This is a genomic window from Absicoccus intestinalis, from assembly GCF_033971885.1.
GTDB lineage: Bacteria > Bacillota_I > Bacilli_A > Erysipelotrichales > Erysipelotrichaceae > Absicoccus > Absicoccus intestinalis.
Genome location: NZ_JALBUS010000025.1, coordinates 1 through 21,915, shown reverse-complemented (window position 1 = coordinate 21,915; position 21,915 = coordinate 1). Strand labels below are relative to the sequence as shown.

Below are 21,915 nucleotides of genomic sequence, written 5' to 3'. Positions count from 1 at the left end.
ATTATCTGCCATGGTGCAGTGATATAAAGACAATATGTAAATAAACCCGTTATGATACAAATAACTGTTTGTTCACAACGGGTTTTGTTTATAACATCATAGACACTGATTTATCTGACGCTTACCTAGCACAGCCTTGCTGTGCTTTTTTTCATGCATAAAAAAAGAGTTATAAGCAAGCTTATAACTCTAACGATTGATCAATTTACGCAAGATACACAACAATAGACCAATGACAGCTAATAAAGGAATATATCGCATAGGTGTAATGAAGTATTGGACCCATTGCCATGCACCGGCTTCACCATACATACCCGCAACATAGAGTGTGATTGGATAGGATAAAGCAACTAGAATAAAACCAATCAGACCACGACCGGTATCGACACGATATTCTTCTTCGCCAGCTTTCATTTTCTTTGTTGTTAAGGTCCAAATACCTTCGATGACACAGAATACCACAAAGGCAGCCATACCACCTAAGAAGATCTTATGATCTTGTCCTTGTGATGTGATCATGACACGAACAAATTCTGTATAATTCAATGCATTCATCACAAACAAGACAGCTGAACCGAACATACACAATGCACAAACTACTTGCATCAAACGCGATAAGATCTTTAAAGCACCTTTGGCACCTTTTTTCTTGATCTCTTCGGTATTCAAATTTTGTAGTGGATTGTTGGAAGGTTCTTGTTTCACCAATTGAATTTCCGTTTCTTGTGGAATACTTGCGGTTTCTTGTGCAACACTTTCTACGGCCGCAACCAAATCACGATCTTCTGGATGCTTATTGAACCATTCTTTCGCATAAGTGGATGTTGGTACGACCAAACCACCATTCTTACGAATCTTGTCCAATGCCAAAGACATCATTTTATTTTCAACCTTTGGACTAATTTGGGTATTCTTGGCCACATCACCAACTCGATATACGCCGTCTTCATTGGTAAAATCTAAATGTGCCAATACTACATCATTATCATCAACCAATTGTACTTGATTTTTATACACTTTTAATAACATTTTTACAGCCCCCTATTTGTAGAAAAATATACCTTATTTTCTATTAAAAATCAATTTTTCATTTCCGCCATCAAGTCTTTTACTTCTTTCGCATGACTCAGATCATACGCAATTTGTAGATAATATCGAGCTTGATCAAATTGTTTTTTCTCAAAATAGGTCTTGCCATAGCCATAAGCTAAACCAACTACAGTTTGATCCGCACCAATAGGAAGATTTGCGTTTTTTAGATCCTCTAAAGTAGCCGGTACAAACGTTGGTGTTTCTAAGGCTTGCATTTGTTTCTTTACTTCTTCATCATCCTTAAATTGAAGGCTAAGTCCCAAACATCCATATTGATAATTGGGTTGTTTTTTCTTTTCATAATAGGCTGCGAAATTTTTATACAATTGCGCTAAATCGCAAGGATGAAACATATATTGGAATGAAAATTTTGTATACGCAAAATATTTTTCTAGATCTTTCATCTCACTCATATAGAGAAAATGGACTTTTGCGGACATGGGATTCCATGCCAAAGCTTTTTCCAATGCCGCTTTACAAGCAGATGGATCGCCTTTATCTTTCCATAAAGAAGCATACAAATAATATACATCACTATACATCACCGGCGTTGTCGATACTTTCTTTTTAGGTTTTTCTAAATATATATATAAGGCTTGTTCAAAGGGTTCATGAAAAGAAAAATAATCTTGAATTTGATCATTTTTAAAAAGCGTTTCTTTTTCCATAGTTTTGATGATGGGTCGTATAATGGATACTGCTTTATCCAATTCTTTCTTTTCGCGATAATAATTGACTTCTTTTAATGTTTGTTCAATTTGTTTTTGATCCTTTTCAATGGAAACCTGATAGGCTTGTTGCTGATTTGCATCCAAGCGATCATAGATCATCTTGCCAATTTCACGATGGATTTCTTCCTGCATCGGATGATCCTTATACTTCTGCATTTGTTCTTTTAAATAGACAATATCTTCTTTATTATTTCCGGTTAATCCTGACTGGATCGTTTTCATTATGGTATCAAATGACATATTATCCCTCTTTTCTTGATTGGCGAATCACATCGACTAAGTCTTGTTCTATCACAAAATTGGTTGTGAATGGATCGATCACAAAGGCCTTGTATTGATCCACAAGATCTACAATTTTCACATGTGCCCAAAAAAATTCATCATAGTATGAATCTTTGATTTCTTTACGATCCGTAAACAAAGGAATATAGGATCGATCTTCTTTAAGGAATTCATCCGGTACTTTTTTAATGCCAGTTTTTGGCAATATGGTCATAGGCATCCACAACGAACTTTGACACAATAAAATTAATGTATCCGCCAACTGAGTCTTCGTTGGATTTTGTCTATAGGCTTGGATTTGTTTGATTAATGATGACATAGGTCTCCTTTAAAAAAGAGCCCGATGGCTCTACTAATTATTTGTTAATCGATCATTTTTCCGTAGAAATAAAACAAGATCATGATAATGGGCATCTTTGGTAGAAAAGATGGCTCTTTTATCTTTCCATTCAAAAGAAATACGATTGTCTCCTAATGAATATACTTTGACTTCATCCCAATTCAATGTCTCGGTTTTTTTCGTGGGTGAAGTATATATGACTTTATCTTTTGTCACAATAATTTTACGATTGGCATACACAAGCAACAAACGAACACTATCCGCAAAAATAAGAATATAAACAAGTAAAAACAAGATGTTTGTGCTGTTGCTGCCAACACCCTTCATCAAATCTTGAATTGTACTATACCCAAAATAAATGGCTAAAACAAAAATAACCAACGGCAATAATAAGTTTGATGAAGTCTTCGATGAACAAGTAATTTGATCTTTCATATGCATGCTCCTGTTTCTTTATTATACATCCTTTTACACTTTTTTTCTTTAAATCATGGTATGATTGTCATATAGGAGAGAAAAAAATGAAGAAGTTTTTAGAAGAATTCAAAGAATTCGCCATGCAAGGCAATGTCTTAGATATGGCAATTGGTGTCGTTATTGGTGGTGCTTTTTCATCCATTGTTACCAGTTTAGTCAATGATGTCATCATGCCCATTGTCGGTGCCATTACCGGTGGTTTGGATTTTACAGGATTGGTGATCACCCTCAATGCAGGTACTGGCCTAACATTGAAAATTGGTAATTTCATTCAGTCCGTTGTTAATTTCTTGATCATTGCGCTATGTATTTTCTGTGCCATCAAAGCCATAGCAAAAATGCATAAACCAGTAAAAGAAGAGGCTGCCCCTGAAGTCGATGAGAGCTTAGAAACATTAAAAGAAATCAGGGATTTATTAAAAGATGAAAAAAGGAGTTAAAACTCCTTTTTTTAATACAACGGCTTTCCACAATGAGGACAAAAAGAATAGGAATCTTTTTCAATGGGCATTCCACAATGGGGACAAACACGAGTTCCTTTTTGCATGTTCTTTAGATCGGACCAAGTAATCGGAACCTTTCCTTTTTCAAATTGTTTGCCTTTTTCAGGATCCAATGAATAGATATCCCCATTCTCTGTTTGGATATGATAGGTTCTTTTCCAATGAAAGAGTGGTATCAGAAATAGCGCAAATTCTTGATAGGTTACATAGACATGGGCATTCATTTCCAAGCAATCGATCCAATAGGATCCAAGATCTTTGGTTTTAGGTAAAATCGAAAAAAAGAAAAACATTACTTTAGATCCAATTCGATGGGGCAATGATCCGAACCATAAATATCGGTCAAGATCTTTGAATCTTCTACTACATCCCAAAGTCTTGGATCAACTAACCAATAATCAATGCGCCATCCCGCATTTTTTTCCCGTGCATGAAACCGATAACTCCACCAAGAATACTCGACTTTATCTGGATATAACGTACGATAACTATCTTTGAAATGTTTCAACAAATTGGCTTTGAAGCTATTTCTTTCTTCATCTGTAAAACCTGCATTCTTATGATTTGTCTTTGGATTTTTGATATCGATTTCTTCATTTGCCACATTTAAGTCTCCACATATAATAACGGGTTTTTCTAAATGCGTGACATAATCGGTAAAGACTTGATCCCATTCCATTCGATAGTCCAATCGTTTTAGACCTGTTCCTGAATTGGGTGTATACACAGTAACTATGTCAAAATCTGCATACTCAATCGTGATCACACGTCCTTCCGTATCGTATGCTGGCTGATTCATTCCATATGTGATCGATAGTGGCTCTTTCTTACAAAAGATCATCGTGCCACTATATCCTTTTCGTTCGGCACTATTCATATATTGATAAGGATATAGATCTTTGCAGTCCACTTCTATTTGATCGGGTTGTGCTTTGGTTTCTTGAATACAAAATACATCTGCATCTAACGTATATAATATATCCACAAAATCTTTTTTTAGGACCGCACGAATCCCATTCACATTCCAAGAAATAAGTTTCACAATTACCTCCTATAGATATATTGAATACCAACGGAACCCATCCCTGTATGACAATTGATGACCGGACATAGATCATCCCGTTCAATTTCGATTCCTGGTACCAATAACTCTAACATATCTTGGGCATATTGTGCATACCCTTGTGCCCGCGAATCCATGATCACCACTTGATAGTCTTCTGCATTCAATTGGGGATCTCTACTGATGATTTCGCAAGCTTCTTTGATGGCTCTTTTCATCGTTCGGACTTTATCATAAAGATCCACACGTCCCTGGGTATCTTTGGATACACGTAAAATAGGTTTGATCTTCAACATACCGCCTAATTTTGCAGCCATAGGCGTTAAACGACCACCTTTGGCCAAATGATCCAAATCTTCCACAATTAAATACCCACAAGAACGATCAACACTTTCTTGTAGACGGGCAATGATCGTTTCTGGTTCCATGCCTTCATCGACCATCCGTTTGGCATATATGGCCATATACTTTTCCATGCCAAGGGTTGAATAGATATCTAAGGTATGCATATGTAAGCCAAGTTCTTTTCCTAACCATTGCACTTTTTCATTGGTTGAAGATAAGGCATTGGATAATGTGATCAAAAGAACATCGGTCACACCGGTATTTTTATATGCTTGAAATAGTTCATCAACAAGGCCTAATGGAGGTAAACTGGTTTGTACTTTTGCCCCTTTTTCCATTTGATCATAAAGAAAGTTCCGATCCAAATCAACACCATCCAGATAGGATTGATCATTGATCCTTACTTGTAGAGGTAAATAATCAATTCCGAATTGATTGGCTTCTTGTTTGTTCATCAAACCGCCACTGTCCATCACAACTTTAATTTTCATTGTTGCCCTCCTTTGTTGATTTTTCTACATATGAGTATTATTATTACTAATATTTATAAAATCAATTCCCAATTTGAAAAAGATTGGGGAATTTTCCACATTTAGAAAGGAATTGTTGACTATGGATCGTCGAATCATCAAAACCAAACAAGCCATTGAATCGGCCTATTTTCGTTTGCTTCAAGCCACTCCAGGCAAACGGATATCGATCACCAGTATTGCCAAAGAAGCCAATATCGATCGTAAAACCTTTTATTTACACTATAACTCTTGTGAAGATATCATAAAAGATTTTGCACATCGTAAAATTGTTGAACTTTTTTCTCAATTAAATGACGAACATTTTTTTCAAGATCCCTATGACTCCAAAGAACTCTTCAAGATCATCAATCAATTTATTCAAAGTGATCTTCGTCTGTTCCAATTTTTTTCAAGTGATGCTTTATATGATTTATTTTGGCCGCCTTTTGAAAAAGAATGCATTACATATTTAAAAGATATTTATGCGGAACAATTAGGTATGAAAGCCGTTGAAAAAGAAGTGTACATCACCTATTTTGCCTCGGGTCTATTGGCTGTATATACCAATTATTTTCGTTCCGCGGATAAAATGTCTTTGGATGAAGTCAATCAATTGCTTTACCAGATTTCTTTTTATGGCATTCAGTCAACACTACAAAAAAAAGAAGACGAATCTTCGCCTTCTATTCATTTGTCTACTAGAAAGTAAGCAATATAATTTTTGAGAGAGAGAAAGGGATTTTCTAGTAAACAAATTCAAGGTAGCTCCTTGATGGTTTTATCATAGTAGAGCTACCTTAATTTTAACTTAAATGAGAAAAATTAATGTTTAAAATGACGAACACCCGTAAATACCATCGCAATGTTGTGGGCATTGCATTCATCAATCGATTCTTGATCACGAATGGATCCACCTGGCTGAATGATTGCCGTCACACCCGCTTCGATGGCTGTTTGGACTGTATCTTTAAATGGGAAGAACGCATCACTCGACATCACGGATCCTTGTGCTTTTTTACCAGCTTCTTTGATTGCAATTTCAGCGGAGCCGACACGATTCATCTGACCAGCACCCACACCAATGGTCATATTATCTTTGACCAATACAATGGCATTGGATTTGACATGTTTGACAACCTTCCAGGCAAACAACAATTGATCCATTTCTTCCTCGGTTGGTTTTCGATTAGTCACACAACGAAGATCTTCTTTCTTCACTTGTTTCATATCCATTTCTTGTACCAATAAACCATCATTGACATTGGTATACTTAAATGTATTATGTACATTCTGGGTTACATCCAAAGTCATCAGACGAATATTCTTTTTCTTTGTCAAGATATCTAATGCATCTTGTGAGAAGGAAGGCGCAATGATGATTTCCAAGAAGATCTTGGATAACTTCTCCGCTGTCGTTTCGTTGACTTCATCATTAAAGGCAACAATTCCACCAAAAATAGAAACGGGATCAGCTTCAAAACATTTATCCCAAGCTTCATCAATCGTATTGCCTAGACCAATGCCACATGGATTCATATGTTTCAAGCCAACAGCGGCATGTTGCCCATCGAATTCTTTTAAAATTTCAATGGCTGCATTCCCATCTTGAATATTGTTGTAGGAAAGCTCTTTTCCATGCAACTGTTTCGCATTCGCTAAAGAATATTGTGGCTGCATACCTTTATAGAAAGCTGCCTTTTGATGAGGATTTTCCCCATAACGAAGATCCTGTACTTTATCAAACGTGATCGTTAATTTTTCTGGGAATTCTTCGCCCGTTTTCTTGGTTAGATATTCAGCAATCATCGCATCGTATTGTGCCGTGGTACGGAAGACTTTGGCGGCTAAACGCTCTCTTGTTGCTGGTGTCGTATCCCCATTTGCTTTGATTTCTTCTAATACGTTATCATAGTCGGCAGGATCACAAACAACGGTAACCGATTGATAATTTTTGGACGCACTACGCAACATCGATGGACCACCAATATCAATATTCTCAATGATTTCTTCGTGGGATACCCCTGGTTTCTGAACGGTTTGTTTAAAAGGATACAAGTTTACGACCACCATATCGATGGGATCAATGCCTAATTCTTGGATTTGTTTCATATGATCGGGATTGGTGCGAACCGACAACAAACCACCATGTACTTTTGGATGCAAAGTTTTTACTCGACCATCCAAAATTTCAGGAAATCCAGTAACTTCGGAAATCCCAATAGGTTTTAAACCCGCTTCTTCCAAAGCTTTTTTCGTTCCACCCGTAGAAATAATTTCATAACCGGCATCGACCAATCCTTGTACAAAAGAAATCAAACCACTCTTATCGGATACACTGACTAATGCTCTTTTCATTCGTTTTTCTCCTGTTCTATTTTTTCTGCTACTTCTTTGATCACACGCCAAAATAAATCATATTCAATCGCATGAACATGCGTTTCCAACGTGGCTAGATCCCAATTTGGATCAATATCTAAGCGACGTTGTTGAATGATCGGTCCTGTATCGACACCTTCATCCACATAATGAACCGTCACACCGGTTTGTTTCGCATGGGCTTCAAAAGCATCCAATATCGCATGAGCCCCTGGAAATTCCGGTAAATACGCAGGATGAATATTGATGATACGGTTTGGATAGGCTTCCAATAAAACTTTTCCAATATATCGCATATATCCACTTAAGACGATCAGATCCACTTTCTTATCTTGAAGAATATGCAAGATCATCGTTTCATATTCCTCTTTATTAGCATATCGTTTGGGATTCACAAAAAAGGATTGCACATTATATTTTTCAGCTCGTTGAATACAATAGGCATCACTTTTATCAACGATCAAGCATTGACATGAAACAGGCAAAGAACCATCTTGAATGTGTTTCATGATTGCTTCAAAATTTGTACCGGATCCAGAAGCAAAGATGGCAATATTGATCATTTCAAGACAACCTTTCCTGAATCGGTCACGCTTCCCACAACATAGGATGGTTCGCCCATTTCTTGTAGTTTGGCTTGTACAGTATCGACATCACTTGGATCTACTGCCATCATAAAGCCAATTCCCATATTAAAGACATTGTACATTTCTTGGGTCTCAATATTGCCTGTTTTTTGAATGAAATCAAAAATCTTTGGGCGAGGGAATGATGTTGTATCGATTTCTACACCCATTCCATCTTTTAGCATGCGTGGAATATTCTCAAAGAAACCACCACCCGTAATGTGACTCATCGCATGAATATCAACCACATCAAACAAAGAAGTGATTGCTTTGACATAGATCTTTGTTGGGGTCAAAAGAACATCACCCAAAACTTGTCCATCCAATTCATCATACGTAGCATGTGGATCTAAATGTGCATCTTTGAATAATACTTTACGAACCAAACTAAAGCCATTGGAATGAACACCCGTAGAAGGCAAACCAATTAAGGTATCCCCAACTTTTAGATTTCTTGAATCTTTCAATTTGGATTTATCCACAACACCAACACAGAATCCAGCCAGATCATAATGGTCTTTGTCATACATATCCGGCATTTCTGCGGTTTCACCACCAATCAATGCGGCATTGGATTGGACGCAACCATCCGCAACACCCTTGACAATTTGTTCGATCACTGCCGGTTTATTTTGTCCAACCGCAATATAATCTAAGAAATAAATAGGTTGTGCACCTTGTACCAATACATCATTAACGCACATTGCGACAGCATCGATACCAATGGTATCGTGTTTATCCATTTCAAAGGCCAACATCAATTTGGTACCGACACCATCCGTACCCGAAACCAATACAGGTTCTTTGATATTGTAAGCACTCAAATCAAACATACCACCAAACGCACCAATCGAATCCATGGCCCCTTTTACTTTTGTACGAGCTACATGCGATTGGATACGACGTACCGATTCGTATCCCGCTTCTAGATTGACGCCTGCCTCTTTATATTTTTCTGCCATTTTCCTTCTCCTTATTTATGTGTAAAGAATCGCACACCATTCGCAAAGATGTTCTGTACTTTATTGCCGTCAATATTTTGGAATAATCCTGGTTCATACCGTTCACTATGACCCATCTTTCCAAAAATATGACCATCTTCGGATACGATTCCTTCAATAGCTAATGTGGAACCATTGATATTGTCCACTCCATTCATGGTTGGATGTCCAAATTCATTGACATATTGCGTAGCAACTTGCCCATTTGCCAATAATTTTTCAATGACTTTTTCACTGGCTACAAATTTTCCTTCACCATGACTCATCGCAATCGAATACATGCTTCCTGGTGTACATCCTTGTAACCAAGGCGATTTATTGGAGGTTACACGCGTACGAGCAATATGACTCACATGGCGGTTGATGTTGTTGCGGAACAATGTCGGATTTTGTGCATCCAATTTCTTCACATCACCATATGGTAATAGACCCGATTTGATTAAAGCTTGGAATCCGTTACAAATACCAAGGATCAATCCTTCGTTTGCACGCATCTTTTCCACGGCTGCATTGATCTTTGGATTCTTTAATACCGTTGCGATGAATTTACCCGATCCATCGGGTTCATCACCACTTGAGAAACCACCTACCAACATTAAGATTTGTGCAGTTTCAATTTCTTTAGCCAATTTATCAATGCTTGCTTGAATGTCCTCGACACTCATATTATTGAAGACGACTTGGGTTACCGTTGCTCCAGCACGTTCAAATTGTTGGGTCGTATCATATTCACAGTTCTGACCTGGGAAAATCGGAATCACAACTTTTGGTGTTTCCACAATTTTCTTAGATAGTGATAATTCGACATTGGTCAATGGCGTTTGTAGCGCTTTTCCCTTACGATCGGTGGTTGCTGGATAAATCTTATCGTAGCGTTTTTGCCATGTTGCGATCGCATCACTAATTTTTGTCTTTTCTTCATTTAAGATGATTTCTGGTTCTGCCTTTGTCATTCCTAATAAAGTGAAATGTGGATCTTGAATGGTTTCGGTCGTTTCCACCACGATCGAACCAATATTAAATCCATAAAGATCTTCATTGGTTTGAATGGCTACCCCAATCTTATTACCAAAACTCATCCGTGCAAGCGTAGCTCCTAGGCCACCGAATTTGACGGTAGCTGCACTTACGATCTTGCCATTATGCATGTATTTATGGATCGTATTGAAATTATCTTTTAATTCTTCATAATTTGGTACATTGTTCGTACTTGGATGATGTTTGATCAAATAGACATAGTTGCTTGCCTTCTTGAAAGCTGCACTGACAATGTCATCGGTCTTGGCTGTGGTAACCGCAAACGTAATGACGGTTGGTGGTACATGAATATCATTATACGTTCCTGACATGGAATCTTTACCACCGATGGCAGGTGTTTCAAAGGCCAATTGGGCATCGATCAATCCCAATAACGCTTGGAATGGATTGCCCCATTTCTGATTATCTTTACTTAGATGTTCAAAATATTCTTGGTTGCTTAAACGAGCGGTCGAGTAATCGGCGCCTAATGCAGTCAATCGTGCTAAGGCTTCCACTACACTATATTGAGCACCTAAATACGGTGAATACTTGCTTAGATCTGGATCGTATCCATAGGTCATCAATGAACAAGTATTGGTAAAACCATGTACTGGTAATTTTTGTACAGAACCTTCTTCTTGGGTCAATTGATATTTTCCGCCCCAAGGCATCAACACGGTACTTTTTCCGATGGATGCATCAAACATTTCACTCAAACCGATTTGAGAAGCTACATTTGGACTTTGGAGCACATCGGTTAAAGTTGTATTGGAAGGGGCAAACGGATCCACATTGTATTCACTATTTACGACTTCTACATTTTGATGTTGACGAACACCATTGGTATTTAGGAAGTCACGTGACATATCGACGATGACTTGATCTCGCCAACGCATGACCAGACGATTCTTATCCGTTACATCAGCGACTTTGACAGCACCCAAGTTTTCCTCATGGGCCAATTGTACAAAATGATCAAAGTCTTTGGCTTCAATACAAACAGCCATTCGTTCTTGAGATTCCGAAATGGCAAGTTCGGTACCATCCAAGCCTAAATATTTTACGGGTACAGCATCTAAGTTGATGTCGAGGCCATCAGCCAATTCACCAACCGCAACGGATACTCCACCTGCGCCGAAATCGTTACAAATCTTGATCAATCGAGTGCATTCCGGATTACGGAATAAACGTTGTAACTTTCGTTCAATCAAAGCATTTCCTTTTTGTACTTCACTGGCACATTTATCTAAGGACGTATCATTGTGTTCTTTACTTGAACCGGTGGCACCACCAATTCCATCTCGACCAGTTGCTCCACCTAATAAAACGATGATATCACCAGGTTCGGCATGTTCACGAATGACATGATCTTTGGGAGCCGCTCCGACCACGGCACCGACTTCCATACGTTTGGCTACATAACCTTCATCATAGATTTCTTCTACATAGGTGGTTGCCAAACCAATCTGGTTGCCATAGCTGGAATAACCATGTGCAGCTTCGGTAGAAATCTTCGATTGTGGTAATTTATGTTCCATCGTTTCACTGATGGGTTTGGTGATGTCTCCTGCACCTGTAATACGCATGGCTTGATAAATATAGCTACGTCCACTCAATGGATCACGAATGGCACCACCAATACAGGTGGCTGCACCACCAAATGGCTCAATTTCTGTTGGATGGTTATGGGTTTCATTTTTAAACATCAATAACCAATCTTCATCTTTGCCATCCACATCGACTTTGATCTCAATGGAACAAGCATTGATTTCATCACTCACTTCTAGATTTTCCAATTTGCCTTGTTTCCGCAAATATTTACCGCCAATGGTGGCCATATCCATAAGGGTTTGTTCTTTATGTGTACGGTTTAGGTCTTCTCTCAGTTTTAAATATCGTTCATAACTTGCTTGGAGTTGCTCGGCAAATGTATCCAATTGAAAATCGACTTTTTCTAATACGGTTTCAAATGTCGTGTGTCGACAATGATCGGACCAATAGGTATCTAAAACGCGGATTTCAGTCATGGTTGGTTCTCGTTGTTCCGTATCTTTAAAATAATTTTGTACAAATTCGATATCTTCTTGGGACATGGCTAAACCCAATTCTTCACGATAATCGGACAATGCTTTTGGATCCATCGTATTGAACCCGGTCAATACGGGAACGTCTTTGACGGTAATGTCTAGATCATCTTCCAATATGGCTAGATCTTTTTTTCGTGCTTCAACAGGGTTGATCAAATAGTGTTCAATGGCAGCTAATTGATCGGCTTTGACATTTTCAAAAACCAACAAAGTTCCAGAATGGATCCGAACAGTTTGTTTATTGTTTAAAAGCATCAAACATTGCATCGCGCTATCGGCACGTTGATCATATTGTCCAGGTAAATATTCATAGGCCAAATAGATCTTGCCTTCTAGATCCACGTGATCATACACAGAATCGGTGACCACTTCACTACATACCTCTTTTTTCAACAATTCAATATCTTGATGGTCGGCATTAAATACATCATAGATATTGTAGCGAGATAAAGAAAAATCATCTGATAATCCCAATGAATCTCTTAATTCATTGGTCAATGATCTTCCTTCGGTGCGAAATTGTTCTTTCTTTTGAACAAAGAATCTTGTATCCATATAGTCTCCTATTCTACGACTGAATCGGCCAAAACTTTATCGGCTTGGGCTTTTTTAAAATCAATGATTTTTTGTTGGACTTGTTCATCACCAATCCCAATCATTTGGCAAGCTAAGATAGCTGCATTTTTGGGTCCTGCTTTACCAATCGCAACGGTCGCAACAGGTACGCCACTTGGCATTTGTACGGTGGATAATAAAGAGTCCATACCGCCTAAAGCCGATGTCTGGATTGGAATACCAATGACCGGCAATGGTGTTGAGCTCGCAATCACACCGGCTAGATGAGCGGCTCCACCGGCAGCTGCAATAATCACACCAAAACCTTTTTCTTTGGCTTCACTAGACACTTTTAATACCGCTTCTGGTGTACGATGTGCACTCAATACACGAACTTGATATTCCATCCCAAATTCATCCAATTGTTTCATACATCCTTCCATAGCTGGTAGATCCGAACGGGATCCCATCACAATTAAAACTTTCTTTGACATCGTTTTTCCTCCTTTTTCATACAAAAAAAAGCGCACCTAAAAATGGCGCACTATGACAGCTTTATCATACATTTTTGTGAATCTACTTAAGACCATAAGTTAGACCTCCAAAACTTCTATGCACCATTATTTTACATGAAATTGGCACCAACGTCTATGACTTCTTTTTACCAATGCCATTATTCGTATTCCTTCCTCATAAAAAAAGTAGAAATTGGGTCAATTTCTACTCTTATTTTCGCTTTAAAGCTTCTTGGTACAAAAGATTTTTTGAAGCGCCCGTTTCTTTCGCGACTTCTTTACAGGCTTCTTTCAATTTCAGGGTCTTCGATAACTCGATCACTCGTTCGATAGCTTGATCAAGATCAAAACTTTCTTCTTTTTGGTTGCCAGCCATCACAATGACCATTTCGCCTTTTAGTTCCTCACATACTTCAAGAATTTCCGAAATCGTTCCTCGTAGATATTCTTCATGTAATTTGGTCAATTCGCGAGCCAGGACCATTTTACGATTCCCAAATACTGCAAGCATATCGGTCAATGTTGCTTGGATCCGATGTGGAGCTTCATAAAAAAGCATGGTATAAGGAAACGTTTTTATGGTTTCTAATTCCTGGATGCGTTTATTGTGTTTATTATCTAAAAAGCCATAAAACATATAGTGATAACAGGGAAGTCCACTCGCAACCAAGGCGTCCAAGGCGGCATTGGGACCTGAAATCGATACCACAGGGATTTCTTTTTGGATCAAAGTTTCAACCAAATGTTGTCCTGGATCGGATAAGAGTGGATATCCTGCATCCGATACAAGAGCAACCGATTGATTGGATGCAATGGCATCTAGTACTTGAGGAATGGCAACTTGTTGATTGTGTTCATGACAAGCAAAAAGCGGTTTATGAATGGAATAGTGCATTAACAATTTTCGAGTATTTCGGGTATCTTCTGCCGCTATGACATCCACTTGATTGAGGATATCCAAGGCGCGGGGTGCCATTTCCGTTAAATTTCCAATGGGTGTGGGTACCAAATATACAGTGGGTCTTTGAAAGGCAAAGCTTTTTTGTCTAATCATCATCAAAATCCTTGTCTGGCCATAATTCTTTAAATGTCACAAAACGAACTTCTTCCCGATTCTCTAATTTTGCGGTTTTTTGAATCACATTCATGCTCGTAATCTTATAGGTATTCCCTTCAAATTGGATCCTGGAATTAATCTTTGGCAAACCTTTACGCATGTTGGTATATTCGTCGTTTTCATAACGCAAACAACACATTAACTTGCCGCATTGGCCACTTAATTTAGAAATATTTAACGCTAATAATTGGTTTTTTGCCATATTGATCGATACCGTTTGAAAATCGTTCAAGAACCGAGAACAACAGGTTTCCATTCCACAATTTCCCAGTCCACCAATCATTTTTGCTTTATTTCGCGGTCCTACTTGTCGCAATTCAATTCGACAATGAAGTTGACTAGCTAAATCTTTTAATAATTGACGAAAGTCCACACGTTGATCAGCGACATAGGTAAAAATGACTTTGGCACGATCCAATGTATATTCACCATTGATCAAATGCATGTCTAAGTCTAGGTTTTCAATGCATTGCCGACAAATTTTGATGGCTTTTTCAGCAGCTTCTTCATTTTCTACTTTTTGGATCTCATCATATTTGGTCGCCAAACGAATGACAGGCTTGATGTCTCCCTTTGTTTTTTGGGGATCAAAAGGCACGCTTGGTGCACATACGGTTCCTAATTCTTTGCCCCGCACAGTTTCAACAACCACTTTTTGTCCTTTATGATAGTCGGTCCGAGCTCCAAAACTGTATTGTTTGGCCGAATGATCAAACTGAATATATATTAAAAATTTATAACGAGGATTGCTCCTTCTTTCTTTATCTTCTTTCATTTTGCACAACCTTTCGTATTTGCGCATACACGCGATCTAAAAACAAACCTAGATCAACAGGTATGCGTAATGTATCTATCGCTTCCACAAGAATCAATTCCAAGTCCACCCGAGTAGTTAAGGAAAGTGTCTTATCTTTCTTAATGAAAAAGAGTAGCCATTGGATCCAAATGCGAATCCAGGTCTTATCACACAATGGACTTTTGGGAACAAAAATTTGCGTTTGCATATCCACAATGGCTTGCCAACTTTGCCAATGTTCTCGATAATTCTTTGCGGCTTGTTCGATGATTTCAAATTGTGAATCGTTCGCGATTTCGATAGCTTGCTCATACATATAGCCACTATGCGCTAACATATTCGCTTTTTCATCGTCAATTTCCTCTTTTAATGCGTCATATAGATCATCGATCGATGGCGGACGAAACACGATAGATTGACAACGAGATTGAATCGTTGGTAAAACATTATTTACCTCGTCTGCTACTAGAATACCATAAATTCCTGGTTGGGGTTCTTCTAGAAACTTCAATAAACTATTGGAAGCTTCTGGCGTTGCTTGATCATAATCTTCTAATATATAAACGCGACTGTTATCTTTTTCTGCACTGGTTGCTTCAAAAAAAGATTGGAGTTCTACAATATCGGTTTTTTTGATACGACTGGAAATGATTGTTTTGGCTTGTTTTGAAAACGGATCCTTTACTACTTTTTTATGATCAATTCCGTGTTTCCAAAAAAAATCAATGGATTCTTCATTCGCAATGCGTCGACAACAATCACAAGTTTGGCAGGCAAATCCATCTGCATCCCGATGGGTACAAGCAATACTTTGTGCCAATAATAAAGCGACTTCTTTTTTCGGAGACCCTTTTGGCCCTGAAAATAAGTACGCATGAGCCAAACGATTTTTTTGTAACGCATTGGATAAGGTACGATATACAATGGGTTGATTTTTTTTCAATTGTTCTTTATTCATTGGCATGGACAACCTCTAGGACAGATTTCATGGTTTGATCAATGACGATCGAAAGTTCGGGTTCGGCATCAATCACAACAATGCGATCTTTATATTGTTCACACAATATCTCATAGCCTTGCCGAACGGCTTGATGAAAATCATTGGCTTCTAGATCCAAACGATTTTTTTCACCACGCATATCCATACGTTTTTGTCCCGTTTTTGTTGAAACCGATAAGAAAATCGTACGATCGGGCATATGACCATCAATCGCAAATTGATTGATGGACCAAATGGATGTCATTCCAATCTTTCGTGCATAGCCTTGATAAGCCAAACTGGAATCGATAAAACGATCACATAAAACAATTTGTTTATTTTTTAATGCCGGTAATACTTTTTCAACTAGATGTTGTCGGCGACTTGCTGCATACAACAAAGCTTCGGTACGCGGATCCATAGCACCATTTTTGGTGTCCAATAAGATATCACGTATCTTTTCTGCAATTTGTGAACCGCCTGGTTCGCGTGTATATAAAACATCATATCCTTGTTTTTGTAGCTTTTGATAAACGGCTTGACAAACCGTTGTCTTGCCTGCGCCATCATTGCCTTCAAATGTGATAAATACGCCTTTTTTCATATTGCCCATTATAACAGAAAAGACCAAGGATGGGTGAAATTCCTTGGCCTTTTCGATTTGTCCACAGAAGATTAAGGTTCGATGATTTGGTGCAATCATCGAGTGAGAGGAAATTTTATGGACTATTCTGTGACTATAATGATCAAAGATCTAACGCCGCTTTTAAGGCTGTTACATCTTCATCAGTTCCATCATTCTCTACTTTATAAAGAACTGGAACATCGTACATATCGGCAATCTTGTCGCCGGCTTGGCAATAGGCATCGCCATAATCACGGGATCCAGAGACAACAACTCCAGTTAAATGATTGGAATTTGCCATCAAGAAGGAATCCACTTCCATTGGGATATCGCCATAGCCGTCTGTATATGTAAATAATACATAATCGTCATCGCAAGTTTCAGATCCTGAATCGATGCGTTGTGCATCCAATCCTAACTTTTGAATCAGACTTTCGACATTACCTGTACGTGATGCATAAACATACTTCATCGGGTAACCTCCTTGTTAGTTTTATCTAACTGTCTATAAGTTATCATAGACTAACTAAGATGTCAACCTTCTTTTTTATCTTCACTTGCAGCGTATGAAACACTCAATTTCAATCATGAACGAGTAAATTAAATTGAGAAATGATTTGTTCCGCTACTTCTTTCTGTGGCTTATTATCTACGATTATATAATCATGGATACCCATTTCATCATAAATTTGGCCATACCAGTACAAATCTTCTTGTATATCTTTCAGATAATGCTCTCGGTGCGCATTTTTATACTCGTCATCTTTATAAATATTGTCATTTTCATCACTGAATACCAACTGGGAAGAGATATTTTCAGGTGTATCATACAGCTCGATCGAAAGTATATTACCACGTTGATGATCTCGCCATCTAAGATTTTCTGTATGCACAAACTCTTCCAGCGTCATATGCAATTCCGCTTTGATTTCCTCATCAAGATCATAAAATGTATAGCCAAGTCACTCAGCTAATATTTCTCCCGTTGTTGTTTTCCCTACATTAGAGACACCAAATAAAAGGATCATATCATTTTCAATCCTCCCTTTTCTTGAATACCAGACGCATTTCATGCCATTGGGTATCACCCCAACAAGAAGCGGATAGGCCCAAATCGGAAAATCCCATCTTTTTATAAAACTTCACTTTATTTTCCAAACAAGTTAGATAGACGGTATACCTTCCTTTTTCTGCCATTTGTGACAACATTTCCATCATGAGTTCATAGGCGATCCGCTGATGGCGATGGGCAGGGAGAACCGCCAAGCCAATCAACATGATATTTTTTCCTTTTGGATCATGATGGGCATGGATAAAAAATGCATCGGAAAACTTTGTTGCGTTTGTTGCCATGCCACCAATATATCCAACGATTTGATGTGTTTCTTTTTTTTCAGCAACAATAAAATAATCACTTGCTACATTTAGTTTGGCTTGGATCGATTCGAGGGAACAAGCTTGTTCGGGTGGAAAACACATAGCTTCCAATTGTGCGATCTGTTGTGCATCTGGTATCGTAGCATGACGGAATCGATAGGATTCAAAAGGCTCTTGATCGGATAATGCATATTCTTCTAATAAAGATTGGGCTTTTTCCTTTCCTGCCTTTGTGATTCGAACATATTTACTTTTTTTCCAATGACAGATCCATCCTTTTTTCTCTAGGGTTTCCAATGTGGCATAATTCGTATTGGCCCAACTATATGTAAAAATATCCTGGTTCTTGTGCCATCTGGTGAGATACAACATCATCAAAGATAATTCTTCGATGGATCGTTCATATGATTTTATATGTTTTTTCATATTCTTATTATATATATATATTATGAGGATACGACTACAAGGCCATAACATCCTAGTGCAATATAGGTTAAAAAGATAATGGCTGCACTTTGTCCGGGATAATAGGATAATTCGGAAAAGACAAAGGGAATCGCTGCCCAATCCGCAATCATATGAATCAAGGATACATATCCCAATGATCGTGTCTTTACATAGATAGATCCAAAATATAAACCCAATCCCATACTCCAGATGGTTCGCATCAGGATCACGATGGGTGCTTGTCCAATCATACCCGGTATATGAAGAAGACCATAAATCAAAGCTGAAGATCCAATCGCAAACCCATCATTATTTGTGCCTTTTTGTATCGATTGAAGGATCAAGCCACGACAAAAAAATTCTTCGATCAAACCAACACAAACATAGTAAAACAGTCCTTCCATCGCTATTTTCATACCGGATGGATGTCCTTGGAGTGGATAGAGTCCCACATAGATTGAAAGAAAGGGAATCAAAAACAAACATAATATGGAGATCCCATAATATGCATGATGCGTATGTTTGTATAAAGAAAAATGAGGACATAGGAAATGGGTCGATCCAAGGCCTATGATCCACACGACAAGAGCTTGTACGCATAAACCTATCGTATCTGGTTTCAGATCTAACATAGGCATTTTCATAGTTTTAAAGGGAATACCGGAAATATAAAAAAGGGCCATGCATCCAGCTATACACAGCGCATAAATTATTTCTTTTCTTTCTTGATCCATTGTTCAACCTCATTTTGATTCATCAATAAAGCATCTTTTGGCAAACGATGAGAAATCGATGTAAGTCCTGCTTGATGACTTTTTAGACCGGTAGAAGATGCACAGGCATAGCCTGCTACAGCTATATCATAGCCCATTTCAAATAATTGGCAGGCTCCAAATAAAACACAACAATCGGTTTCCATGCCACAAACCAATACTCGTTCTATATTTTTCCATTCTAAAAATTGTGATAATTCTTTTGTGATAGGAAAATAAGAGGAATGATAGAATTCTTGATCCGCTATTTGTTGAATTTGTGGATCGATCAAATAAGAGGCTTCTTTTGATAAACCATACCAATGCATTTTTTCTTGCCAAACGCTTTGGCTTGGATTGATAAAACCACAAGCATACACTTGGTCAAACCATTGGGTCTGGGCAAGATCCATTGCGGATTGAATGGTCTGATTGGCTTGAATATCATCATATAATAAATCTAATTCGCGATTTCCTCTTTGTTGGTCAATGATCAATAAACATGTTTTCATAGTTCTAACTATATCATAAATTTGTTCTGAGACTTAAAATGGACTATACTTTTTATCGATGGAGGTGCCCTATGAATGAATCACTCATTAAAGAATTATTAGATAAAAATATTCGTGTCGTTGCTGTCACAAAGAAGCATACAAAAGCCGAAGTGGATCAATTGCATGCGCTTGGTCTTTCTACTTTTGGTGAAAATCGTGTTCAAGAATTTTTGACAAAATACGATCCAAACTATCATTGGCATATCATTGGTCATCTGCAAACGAATAAAGTGAAATATGTCGTCGGTAAAGTGGATATGATCGAGAGTGTGGATTCGTTAAAATTAGCCAAAGAAATCAATAAACAAGCTACAAAATTAGGAATCGTACAAGATGTTTTGGTGGAATTAAAAGTCACCAAAACGGATGAAAATAAAACTGGATATCCCATTGAGGGAGCGATGGATTTCTTAAAAGAATTGGAATCTTTTGATCATATTTGTGTAAAAGGGTTAATGTGTATTGCCACTCATACCGATGATGAAGCGCTCAATGCCAAAGAATTTGATGAGATGAAAGCCCTATATGATCAAGCAAAAGCGAAGTATCCACAAATGGATACATTATCAATGGGAATGTCACATGATTGGCGATTGGCCCTTGCCCATGGATCCAACCAAGTACGAATTGGAACTGCCCTGTTTCAATCTTAATACTTTTTTGATATGATTAGCCTATGTCGAATGCTCCAAATAAAAAAGTAAAAAGAGTTACGCATAAACCAACAACTCGTCAACAACAAATTCGGTATGCGAAACGAAAGAAATCGTTACGCCGACGTCGTATTCGCAATCGATTGATCGTGCTGGGTGGATCGGTACTCATTCTTTGGGCAATTGTTTCCTTGGTTGTCCATTTGCTGACGCCTGCCCCAACAACCACCAAAAAAACAACGACCACAACGGATACCAGCAACTATCCAGCCGTAACCGTTTGTGTCGATCCAGGTCATGGTGGCTATGATGGTGGAAATATCATGGCCGATGGAACGAGTGAAAAAGATGTTACGTTGAAGTATGCGAAAACGTTTGGAAAATATTTAAAACAAATGAATCCAAACATCAAAATTGTATATACAAGAACAAGTGATACGATTTCTTGGCCAGAAGATGAAGTAGAAGATCTAAAAGACCGGGTAAAAATTGCCGATAAAGCAAATGCCGATTACTTTATTTCTTTTCATGTAGATTCCAATATAGATGATAGTTCTTTAAATTCCTATAGTTTTTATGTTCGTGGAAACGATGCGGTAAGTACGGCCATTGCTAAAAAAATTCATACGAACTTAAAAAAAGCTGGTTGGAATTATGATTATTCGATACAAGATGTATCTACCTATCCATTATATGTGATCACAGAACAGAAAAATCGACCGTCCATGCTTTATGAAGTGGGCTATGGATCGAATCTTGATCAGGCGAAGGCTTTGCAGAAAACAAAAAATATCAATAAGATCGCCAAAGCCGCTGCTAAGGCATATCATGACTATATTTTAAAACATGATTCAAAATAAAAACCACTAATAAAAATTAGTGGTATTGAATGCCCTATAAGGGCCTGTTGTTGCGCAGGTCCTTCGACCATTGAAACCTCGCCAGTCGCAACCCCGTTACATACTGCCTCTAAAAGAGGCGTGGTAAATCGCTTGCTTTGACCCGTTCACCCGTAAACGGGTCAATATATTCTTTTAAATTCAATTCATCTGCCAACTTGTCTTCGACAAGTTGGTTTTGTATATATTCA

General features: G+C 38.0%; 25 protein-coding genes. 4 read left to right on the top strand and 21 right to left on the bottom strand.

What is annotated here, in order from left to right:
• Positions 1-189: 189 nt before the first annotated feature.
• From MOZ64_RS11035 to MOZ64_RS11020, 4 genes are read right to left on the bottom strand one after another with little or no spacing between them, the layout of a single operon-like run.
• Complete coding sequence (locus tag MOZ64_RS11035; protein WP_320326608.1) at positions 190-1,029, bottom strand: GNAT family protein; 840 nt, start codon at positions 1,027-1,029, stop codon at positions 190-192.
• A gap of 50 nt (positions 1,030-1,079) precedes the next feature.
• Positions 1,080-2,063 carry a hypothetical protein gene (locus MOZ64_RS11030; protein ID WP_320326607.1) on the bottom strand — a complete coding sequence of 328 codons (984 nt, stop codon included), beginning with the start codon at positions 2,061-2,063 and terminating at the stop codon, positions 1,080-1,082.
• Between the two features lies 1 nt (position 2,064).
• The gene (locus MOZ64_RS11025) at positions 2,065-2,424 is read right to left on the bottom strand and encodes an SseB family protein (RefSeq protein ID WP_320326606.1); all 360 of its coding nucleotides are present in this window, start codon (positions 2,422-2,424) and stop codon (positions 2,065-2,067) included.
• A 33-nt stretch (positions 2,425-2,457) separates the two neighbouring features.
• Complete coding sequence (locus tag MOZ64_RS11020; RefSeq protein WP_320326605.1) at positions 2,458-2,880, bottom strand: hypothetical protein; 423 nt, start codon at positions 2,878-2,880, stop codon at positions 2,458-2,460.
• 86 nt (positions 2,881-2,966) lie between these two features.
• Here MOZ64_RS11020 and mscL point away from each other — a divergent pair, with 86 nt between their 5' ends.
• The gene (mscL, locus tag MOZ64_RS11015) at positions 2,967-3,362 is read left to right on the top strand and encodes a large-conductance mechanosensitive channel protein MscL (protein ID WP_320326604.1); all 396 of its coding nucleotides are present in this window, start codon (positions 2,967-2,969) and stop codon (positions 3,360-3,362) included.
• An 11-nt stretch (positions 3,363-3,373) separates the two neighbouring features.
• On the opposite strand, the gene MOZ64_RS11010 is transcribed toward mscL, so the two are convergent.
• The 3 genes from MOZ64_RS11010 to MOZ64_RS11000 are packed head-to-tail and all read right to left on the bottom strand — an operon-like array spanning position 3,374 to position 5,324.
• Positions 3,374-3,718: a zinc-ribbon domain-containing protein gene (locus tag MOZ64_RS11010; protein ID WP_320326603.1), complete on the bottom strand. Its 345-nt coding sequence runs from the start codon at positions 3,716-3,718 to the stop codon at positions 3,374-3,376.
• Positions 3,718-4,467, bottom strand: coding sequence for an exodeoxyribonuclease III (locus MOZ64_RS11005; protein WP_320326602.1), 750 nt, complete (start codon positions 4,465-4,467; stop codon positions 3,718-3,720). Before MOZ64_RS11005 ends, MOZ64_RS11010 begins: the two co-directional genes overlap by 1 nt.
• Positions 4,468-4,469: 2 nt before the next feature.
• The gene (locus MOZ64_RS11000) at positions 4,470-5,324 is read right to left on the bottom strand and encodes a DegV family protein (RefSeq protein ID WP_320326601.1); all 855 of its coding nucleotides are present in this window, start codon (positions 5,322-5,324) and stop codon (positions 4,470-4,472) included.
• A gap of 121 nt (positions 5,325-5,445) precedes the next feature.
• Here MOZ64_RS11000 and MOZ64_RS10995 point away from each other — a divergent pair, with 121 nt between their 5' ends.
• Positions 5,446-6,054 carry a TetR/AcrR family transcriptional regulator gene (locus MOZ64_RS10995; RefSeq protein ID WP_320326600.1) on the top strand — a complete coding sequence of 203 codons (609 nt, stop codon included), beginning with the start codon at positions 5,446-5,448 and terminating at the stop codon, positions 6,052-6,054.
• A gap of 113 nt (positions 6,055-6,167) precedes the next feature.
• Here the strand turns inward: MOZ64_RS10995 and purH are convergent, their stop codons facing one another.
• The 14 genes from purH to MOZ64_RS10925 all read right to left on the bottom strand — a co-directional run bounded on the left by purH (position 6,168) and on the right by MOZ64_RS10925 (position 20,130).
• Positions 6,168-7,700, bottom strand: coding sequence for a bifunctional phosphoribosylaminoimidazolecarboxamide formyltransferase/IMP cyclohydrolase (purH, locus tag MOZ64_RS10990; RefSeq protein WP_320326599.1), 1,533 nt, complete (start codon positions 7,698-7,700; stop codon positions 6,168-6,170).
• Positions 7,697-8,284, bottom strand: a complete 588-nt coding sequence (gene purN, locus MOZ64_RS10985) for a phosphoribosylglycinamide formyltransferase (protein WP_320326598.1) — start codon at positions 8,282-8,284, stop codon at positions 7,697-7,699. Before purN ends, purH begins: the two co-directional genes overlap by 4 nt.
• Positions 8,281-9,309: a phosphoribosylformylglycinamidine cyclo-ligase gene (purM, locus tag MOZ64_RS10980; protein WP_320326597.1), complete on the bottom strand. Its 1,029-nt coding sequence runs from the start codon at positions 9,307-9,309 to the stop codon at positions 8,281-8,283. The genes purN and purM overlap by 4 nt, the downstream gene beginning before the upstream one ends.
• Before the next feature lie 11 nt (positions 9,310-9,320).
• Positions 9,321-13,010, bottom strand: coding sequence for a phosphoribosylformylglycinamidine synthase (locus MOZ64_RS10975; RefSeq protein ID WP_320326596.1), 3,690 nt, complete (start codon positions 13,008-13,010; stop codon positions 9,321-9,323).
• Between the two features lie 8 nt (positions 13,011-13,018).
• A complete protein-coding gene (gene purE, locus MOZ64_RS10970; protein WP_320326595.1) occupies positions 13,019-13,504 on the bottom strand; it encodes a 5-(carboxyamino)imidazole ribonucleotide mutase in 486 nt (161 codons plus the stop codon).
• A gap of 232 nt (positions 13,505-13,736) precedes the next feature.
• Positions 13,737-14,582, bottom strand: coding sequence for a 16S rRNA (cytidine(1402)-2'-O)-methyltransferase (gene rsmI, locus MOZ64_RS10965; RefSeq protein ID WP_441293716.1), 846 nt, complete (start codon positions 14,580-14,582; stop codon positions 13,737-13,739).
• Positions 14,572-15,417 carry a regulatory iron-sulfur-containing complex subunit RicT gene (ricT, locus tag MOZ64_RS10960; RefSeq protein WP_320326594.1) on the bottom strand — a complete coding sequence of 282 codons (846 nt, stop codon included), beginning with the start codon at positions 15,415-15,417 and terminating at the stop codon, positions 14,572-14,574. Before ricT ends, rsmI begins: the two co-directional genes overlap by 11 nt.
• On the bottom strand, positions 15,404-16,402 hold the full coding sequence (locus tag MOZ64_RS10955; protein ID WP_320326593.1) for a DNA polymerase III delta subunit-related protein: 999 nt from the start codon (positions 16,400-16,402) through the stop codon (positions 15,404-15,406). The genes ricT and MOZ64_RS10955 overlap by 14 nt, the downstream gene beginning before the upstream one ends.
• A complete protein-coding gene (tmk, locus tag MOZ64_RS10950; RefSeq protein WP_320326592.1) occupies positions 16,389-17,021 on the bottom strand; it encodes a dTMP kinase in 633 nt (210 codons plus the stop codon). Before tmk ends, MOZ64_RS10955 begins: the two co-directional genes overlap by 14 nt.
• Before the next feature lie 142 nt (positions 17,022-17,163).
• Positions 17,164-17,514, bottom strand: coding sequence for a class Ib ribonucleoside-diphosphate reductase assembly flavoprotein NrdI (gene nrdI / locus MOZ64_RS10945; RefSeq protein ID WP_320326591.1), 351 nt, complete (start codon positions 17,512-17,514; stop codon positions 17,164-17,166).
• Between the two features lie 109 nt (positions 17,515-17,623).
• Complete coding sequence (locus MOZ64_RS10940; RefSeq protein WP_320326590.1) at positions 17,624-17,953, bottom strand: hypothetical protein; 330 nt, start codon at positions 17,951-17,953, stop codon at positions 17,624-17,626.
• A 124-nt stretch (positions 17,954-18,077) separates the two neighbouring features.
• Positions 18,078-18,845, bottom strand: a complete 768-nt coding sequence (locus MOZ64_RS10935) for a DUF6429 family protein (RefSeq protein ID WP_320326589.1) — start codon at positions 18,843-18,845, stop codon at positions 18,078-18,080.
• 20 nt (positions 18,846-18,865) lie between these two features.
• On the bottom strand, positions 18,866-19,600 hold the full coding sequence (locus MOZ64_RS10930) for a CPBP family intramembrane glutamic endopeptidase (protein WP_320326588.1): 735 nt from the start codon (positions 19,598-19,600) through the stop codon (positions 18,866-18,868).
• Positions 19,576-20,130 carry an isochorismatase family protein gene (locus MOZ64_RS10925; protein ID WP_320326587.1) on the bottom strand — a complete coding sequence of 185 codons (555 nt, stop codon included), beginning with the start codon at positions 20,128-20,130 and terminating at the stop codon, positions 19,576-19,578. Before MOZ64_RS10925 ends, MOZ64_RS10930 begins: the two co-directional genes overlap by 25 nt.
• Positions 20,131-20,201: 71 nt before the next feature.
• Between MOZ64_RS10925 and MOZ64_RS10920 the strand changes: the two genes are divergently transcribed.
• Positions 20,202-20,825 carry a YggS family pyridoxal phosphate-dependent enzyme gene (locus MOZ64_RS10920; RefSeq protein WP_320326586.1) on the top strand — a complete coding sequence of 208 codons (624 nt, stop codon included), beginning with the start codon at positions 20,202-20,204 and terminating at the stop codon, positions 20,823-20,825.
• A gap of 23 nt (positions 20,826-20,848) precedes the next feature.
• Positions 20,849-21,685 carry an N-acetylmuramoyl-L-alanine amidase gene (locus MOZ64_RS10915; protein WP_320326585.1) on the top strand — a complete coding sequence of 279 codons (837 nt, stop codon included), beginning with the start codon at positions 20,849-20,851 and terminating at the stop codon, positions 21,683-21,685.
• Positions 21,686-21,915: the final 230 nt, after the last annotated feature.

Excerpts from the sequence above, each read along its gene's own strand:
- MOZ64_RS11025 (WP_320326606.1), bottom strand. The coding sequence starts at position 2,424 with ATGTCATCATTAATCAAACAAATCCAAGCCTATAGACAAAATCCAACG.
- tmk (WP_320326592.1), bottom strand. The coding sequence starts at position 17,021 with ATGAAAAAAGGCGTATTTATCACATTTGAAGGCAATGATGGCGCAGGC.
- purM (WP_320326597.1), bottom strand. The coding sequence starts at position 9,309 with ATGGCAGAAAAATATAAAGAGGCAGGCGTCAATCTAGAAGCGGGATAC.
- MOZ64_RS11010 (WP_320326603.1), bottom strand. The coding sequence starts at position 3,718 with ATGTTTTTCTTTTTTTCGATTTTACCTAAAACCAAAGATCTTGGATCC.
- MOZ64_RS10940 (WP_320326590.1), bottom strand. The coding sequence starts at position 17,953 with ATGACGCTGGAAGAGTTTGTGCATACAGAAAATCTTAGATGGCGAGAT.
- MOZ64_RS11020 (WP_320326605.1), bottom strand. The coding sequence starts at position 2,880 with ATGAAAGATCAAATTACTTGTTCATCGAAGACTTCATCAAACTTATTA.
- MOZ64_RS10930 (WP_320326588.1), bottom strand. The coding sequence starts at position 19,600 with ATGGATCAAGAAAGAAAAGAAATAATTTATGCGCTGTGTATAGCTGGA.
- MOZ64_RS11035 (WP_320326608.1), bottom strand. The coding sequence starts at position 1,029 with ATGTTATTAAAAGTGTATAAAAATCAAGTACAATTGGTTGATGATAAT.
- ricT (WP_320326594.1), bottom strand. The coding sequence starts at position 15,417 with ATGAAAGAAGATAAAGAAAGAAGGAGCAATCCTCGTTATAAATTTTTA.
- purN (WP_320326598.1), bottom strand. The coding sequence starts at position 8,284 with ATGATCAATATTGCCATCTTTGCTTCTGGATCCGGTACAAATTTTGAA.
- purE (WP_320326595.1), bottom strand. The coding sequence starts at position 13,504 with ATGTCAAAGAAAGTTTTAATTGTGATGGGATCCCGTTCGGATCTACCA.
- MOZ64_RS10955 (WP_320326593.1), bottom strand. The coding sequence starts at position 16,402 with ATGCCAATGAATAAAGAACAATTGAAAAAAAATCAACCCATTGTATAT.
- purH (WP_320326599.1), bottom strand. The coding sequence starts at position 7,700 with ATGAAAAGAGCATTAGTCAGTGTATCCGATAAGAGTGGTTTGATTTCT.
- mscL (WP_320326604.1), top strand. The coding sequence starts at position 2,967 with ATGAAGAAGTTTTTAGAAGAATTCAAAGAATTCGCCATGCAAGGCAAT.
- MOZ64_RS10935 (WP_320326589.1), bottom strand. The coding sequence starts at position 18,845 with ATGAAAAAACATATAAAATCATATGAACGATCCATCGAAGAATTATCT.
- MOZ64_RS10915 (WP_320326585.1), top strand. The coding sequence starts at position 20,849 with ATGTCGAATGCTCCAAATAAAAAAGTAAAAAGAGTTACGCATAAACCA.
- MOZ64_RS11030 (WP_320326607.1), bottom strand. The coding sequence starts at position 2,063 with ATGTCATTTGATACCATAATGAAAACGATCCAGTCAGGATTAACCGGA.
- rsmI (WP_441293716.1), bottom strand. The coding sequence starts at position 14,582 with ATGATGATTAGACAAAAAAGCTTTGCCTTTCAAAGACCCACTGTATAT.
- MOZ64_RS10995 (WP_320326600.1), top strand. The coding sequence starts at position 5,446 with ATGGATCGTCGAATCATCAAAACCAAACAAGCCATTGAATCGGCCTAT.
- MOZ64_RS10975 (WP_320326596.1), bottom strand. The coding sequence starts at position 13,010 with ATGGATACAAGATTCTTTGTTCAAAAGAAAGAACAATTTCGCACCGAA.
- MOZ64_RS11000 (WP_320326601.1), bottom strand. The coding sequence starts at position 5,324 with ATGAAAATTAAAGTTGTGATGGACAGTGGCGGTTTGATGAACAAACAA.
- MOZ64_RS10925 (WP_320326587.1), bottom strand. The coding sequence starts at position 20,130 with ATGAAAACATGTTTATTGATCATTGACCAACAAAGAGGAAATCGCGAA.
- nrdI (WP_320326591.1), bottom strand. The coding sequence starts at position 17,514 with ATGAAGTATGTTTATGCATCACGTACAGGTAATGTCGAAAGTCTGATT.
- MOZ64_RS10920 (WP_320326586.1), top strand. The coding sequence starts at position 20,202 with ATGAATGAATCACTCATTAAAGAATTATTAGATAAAAATATTCGTGTC.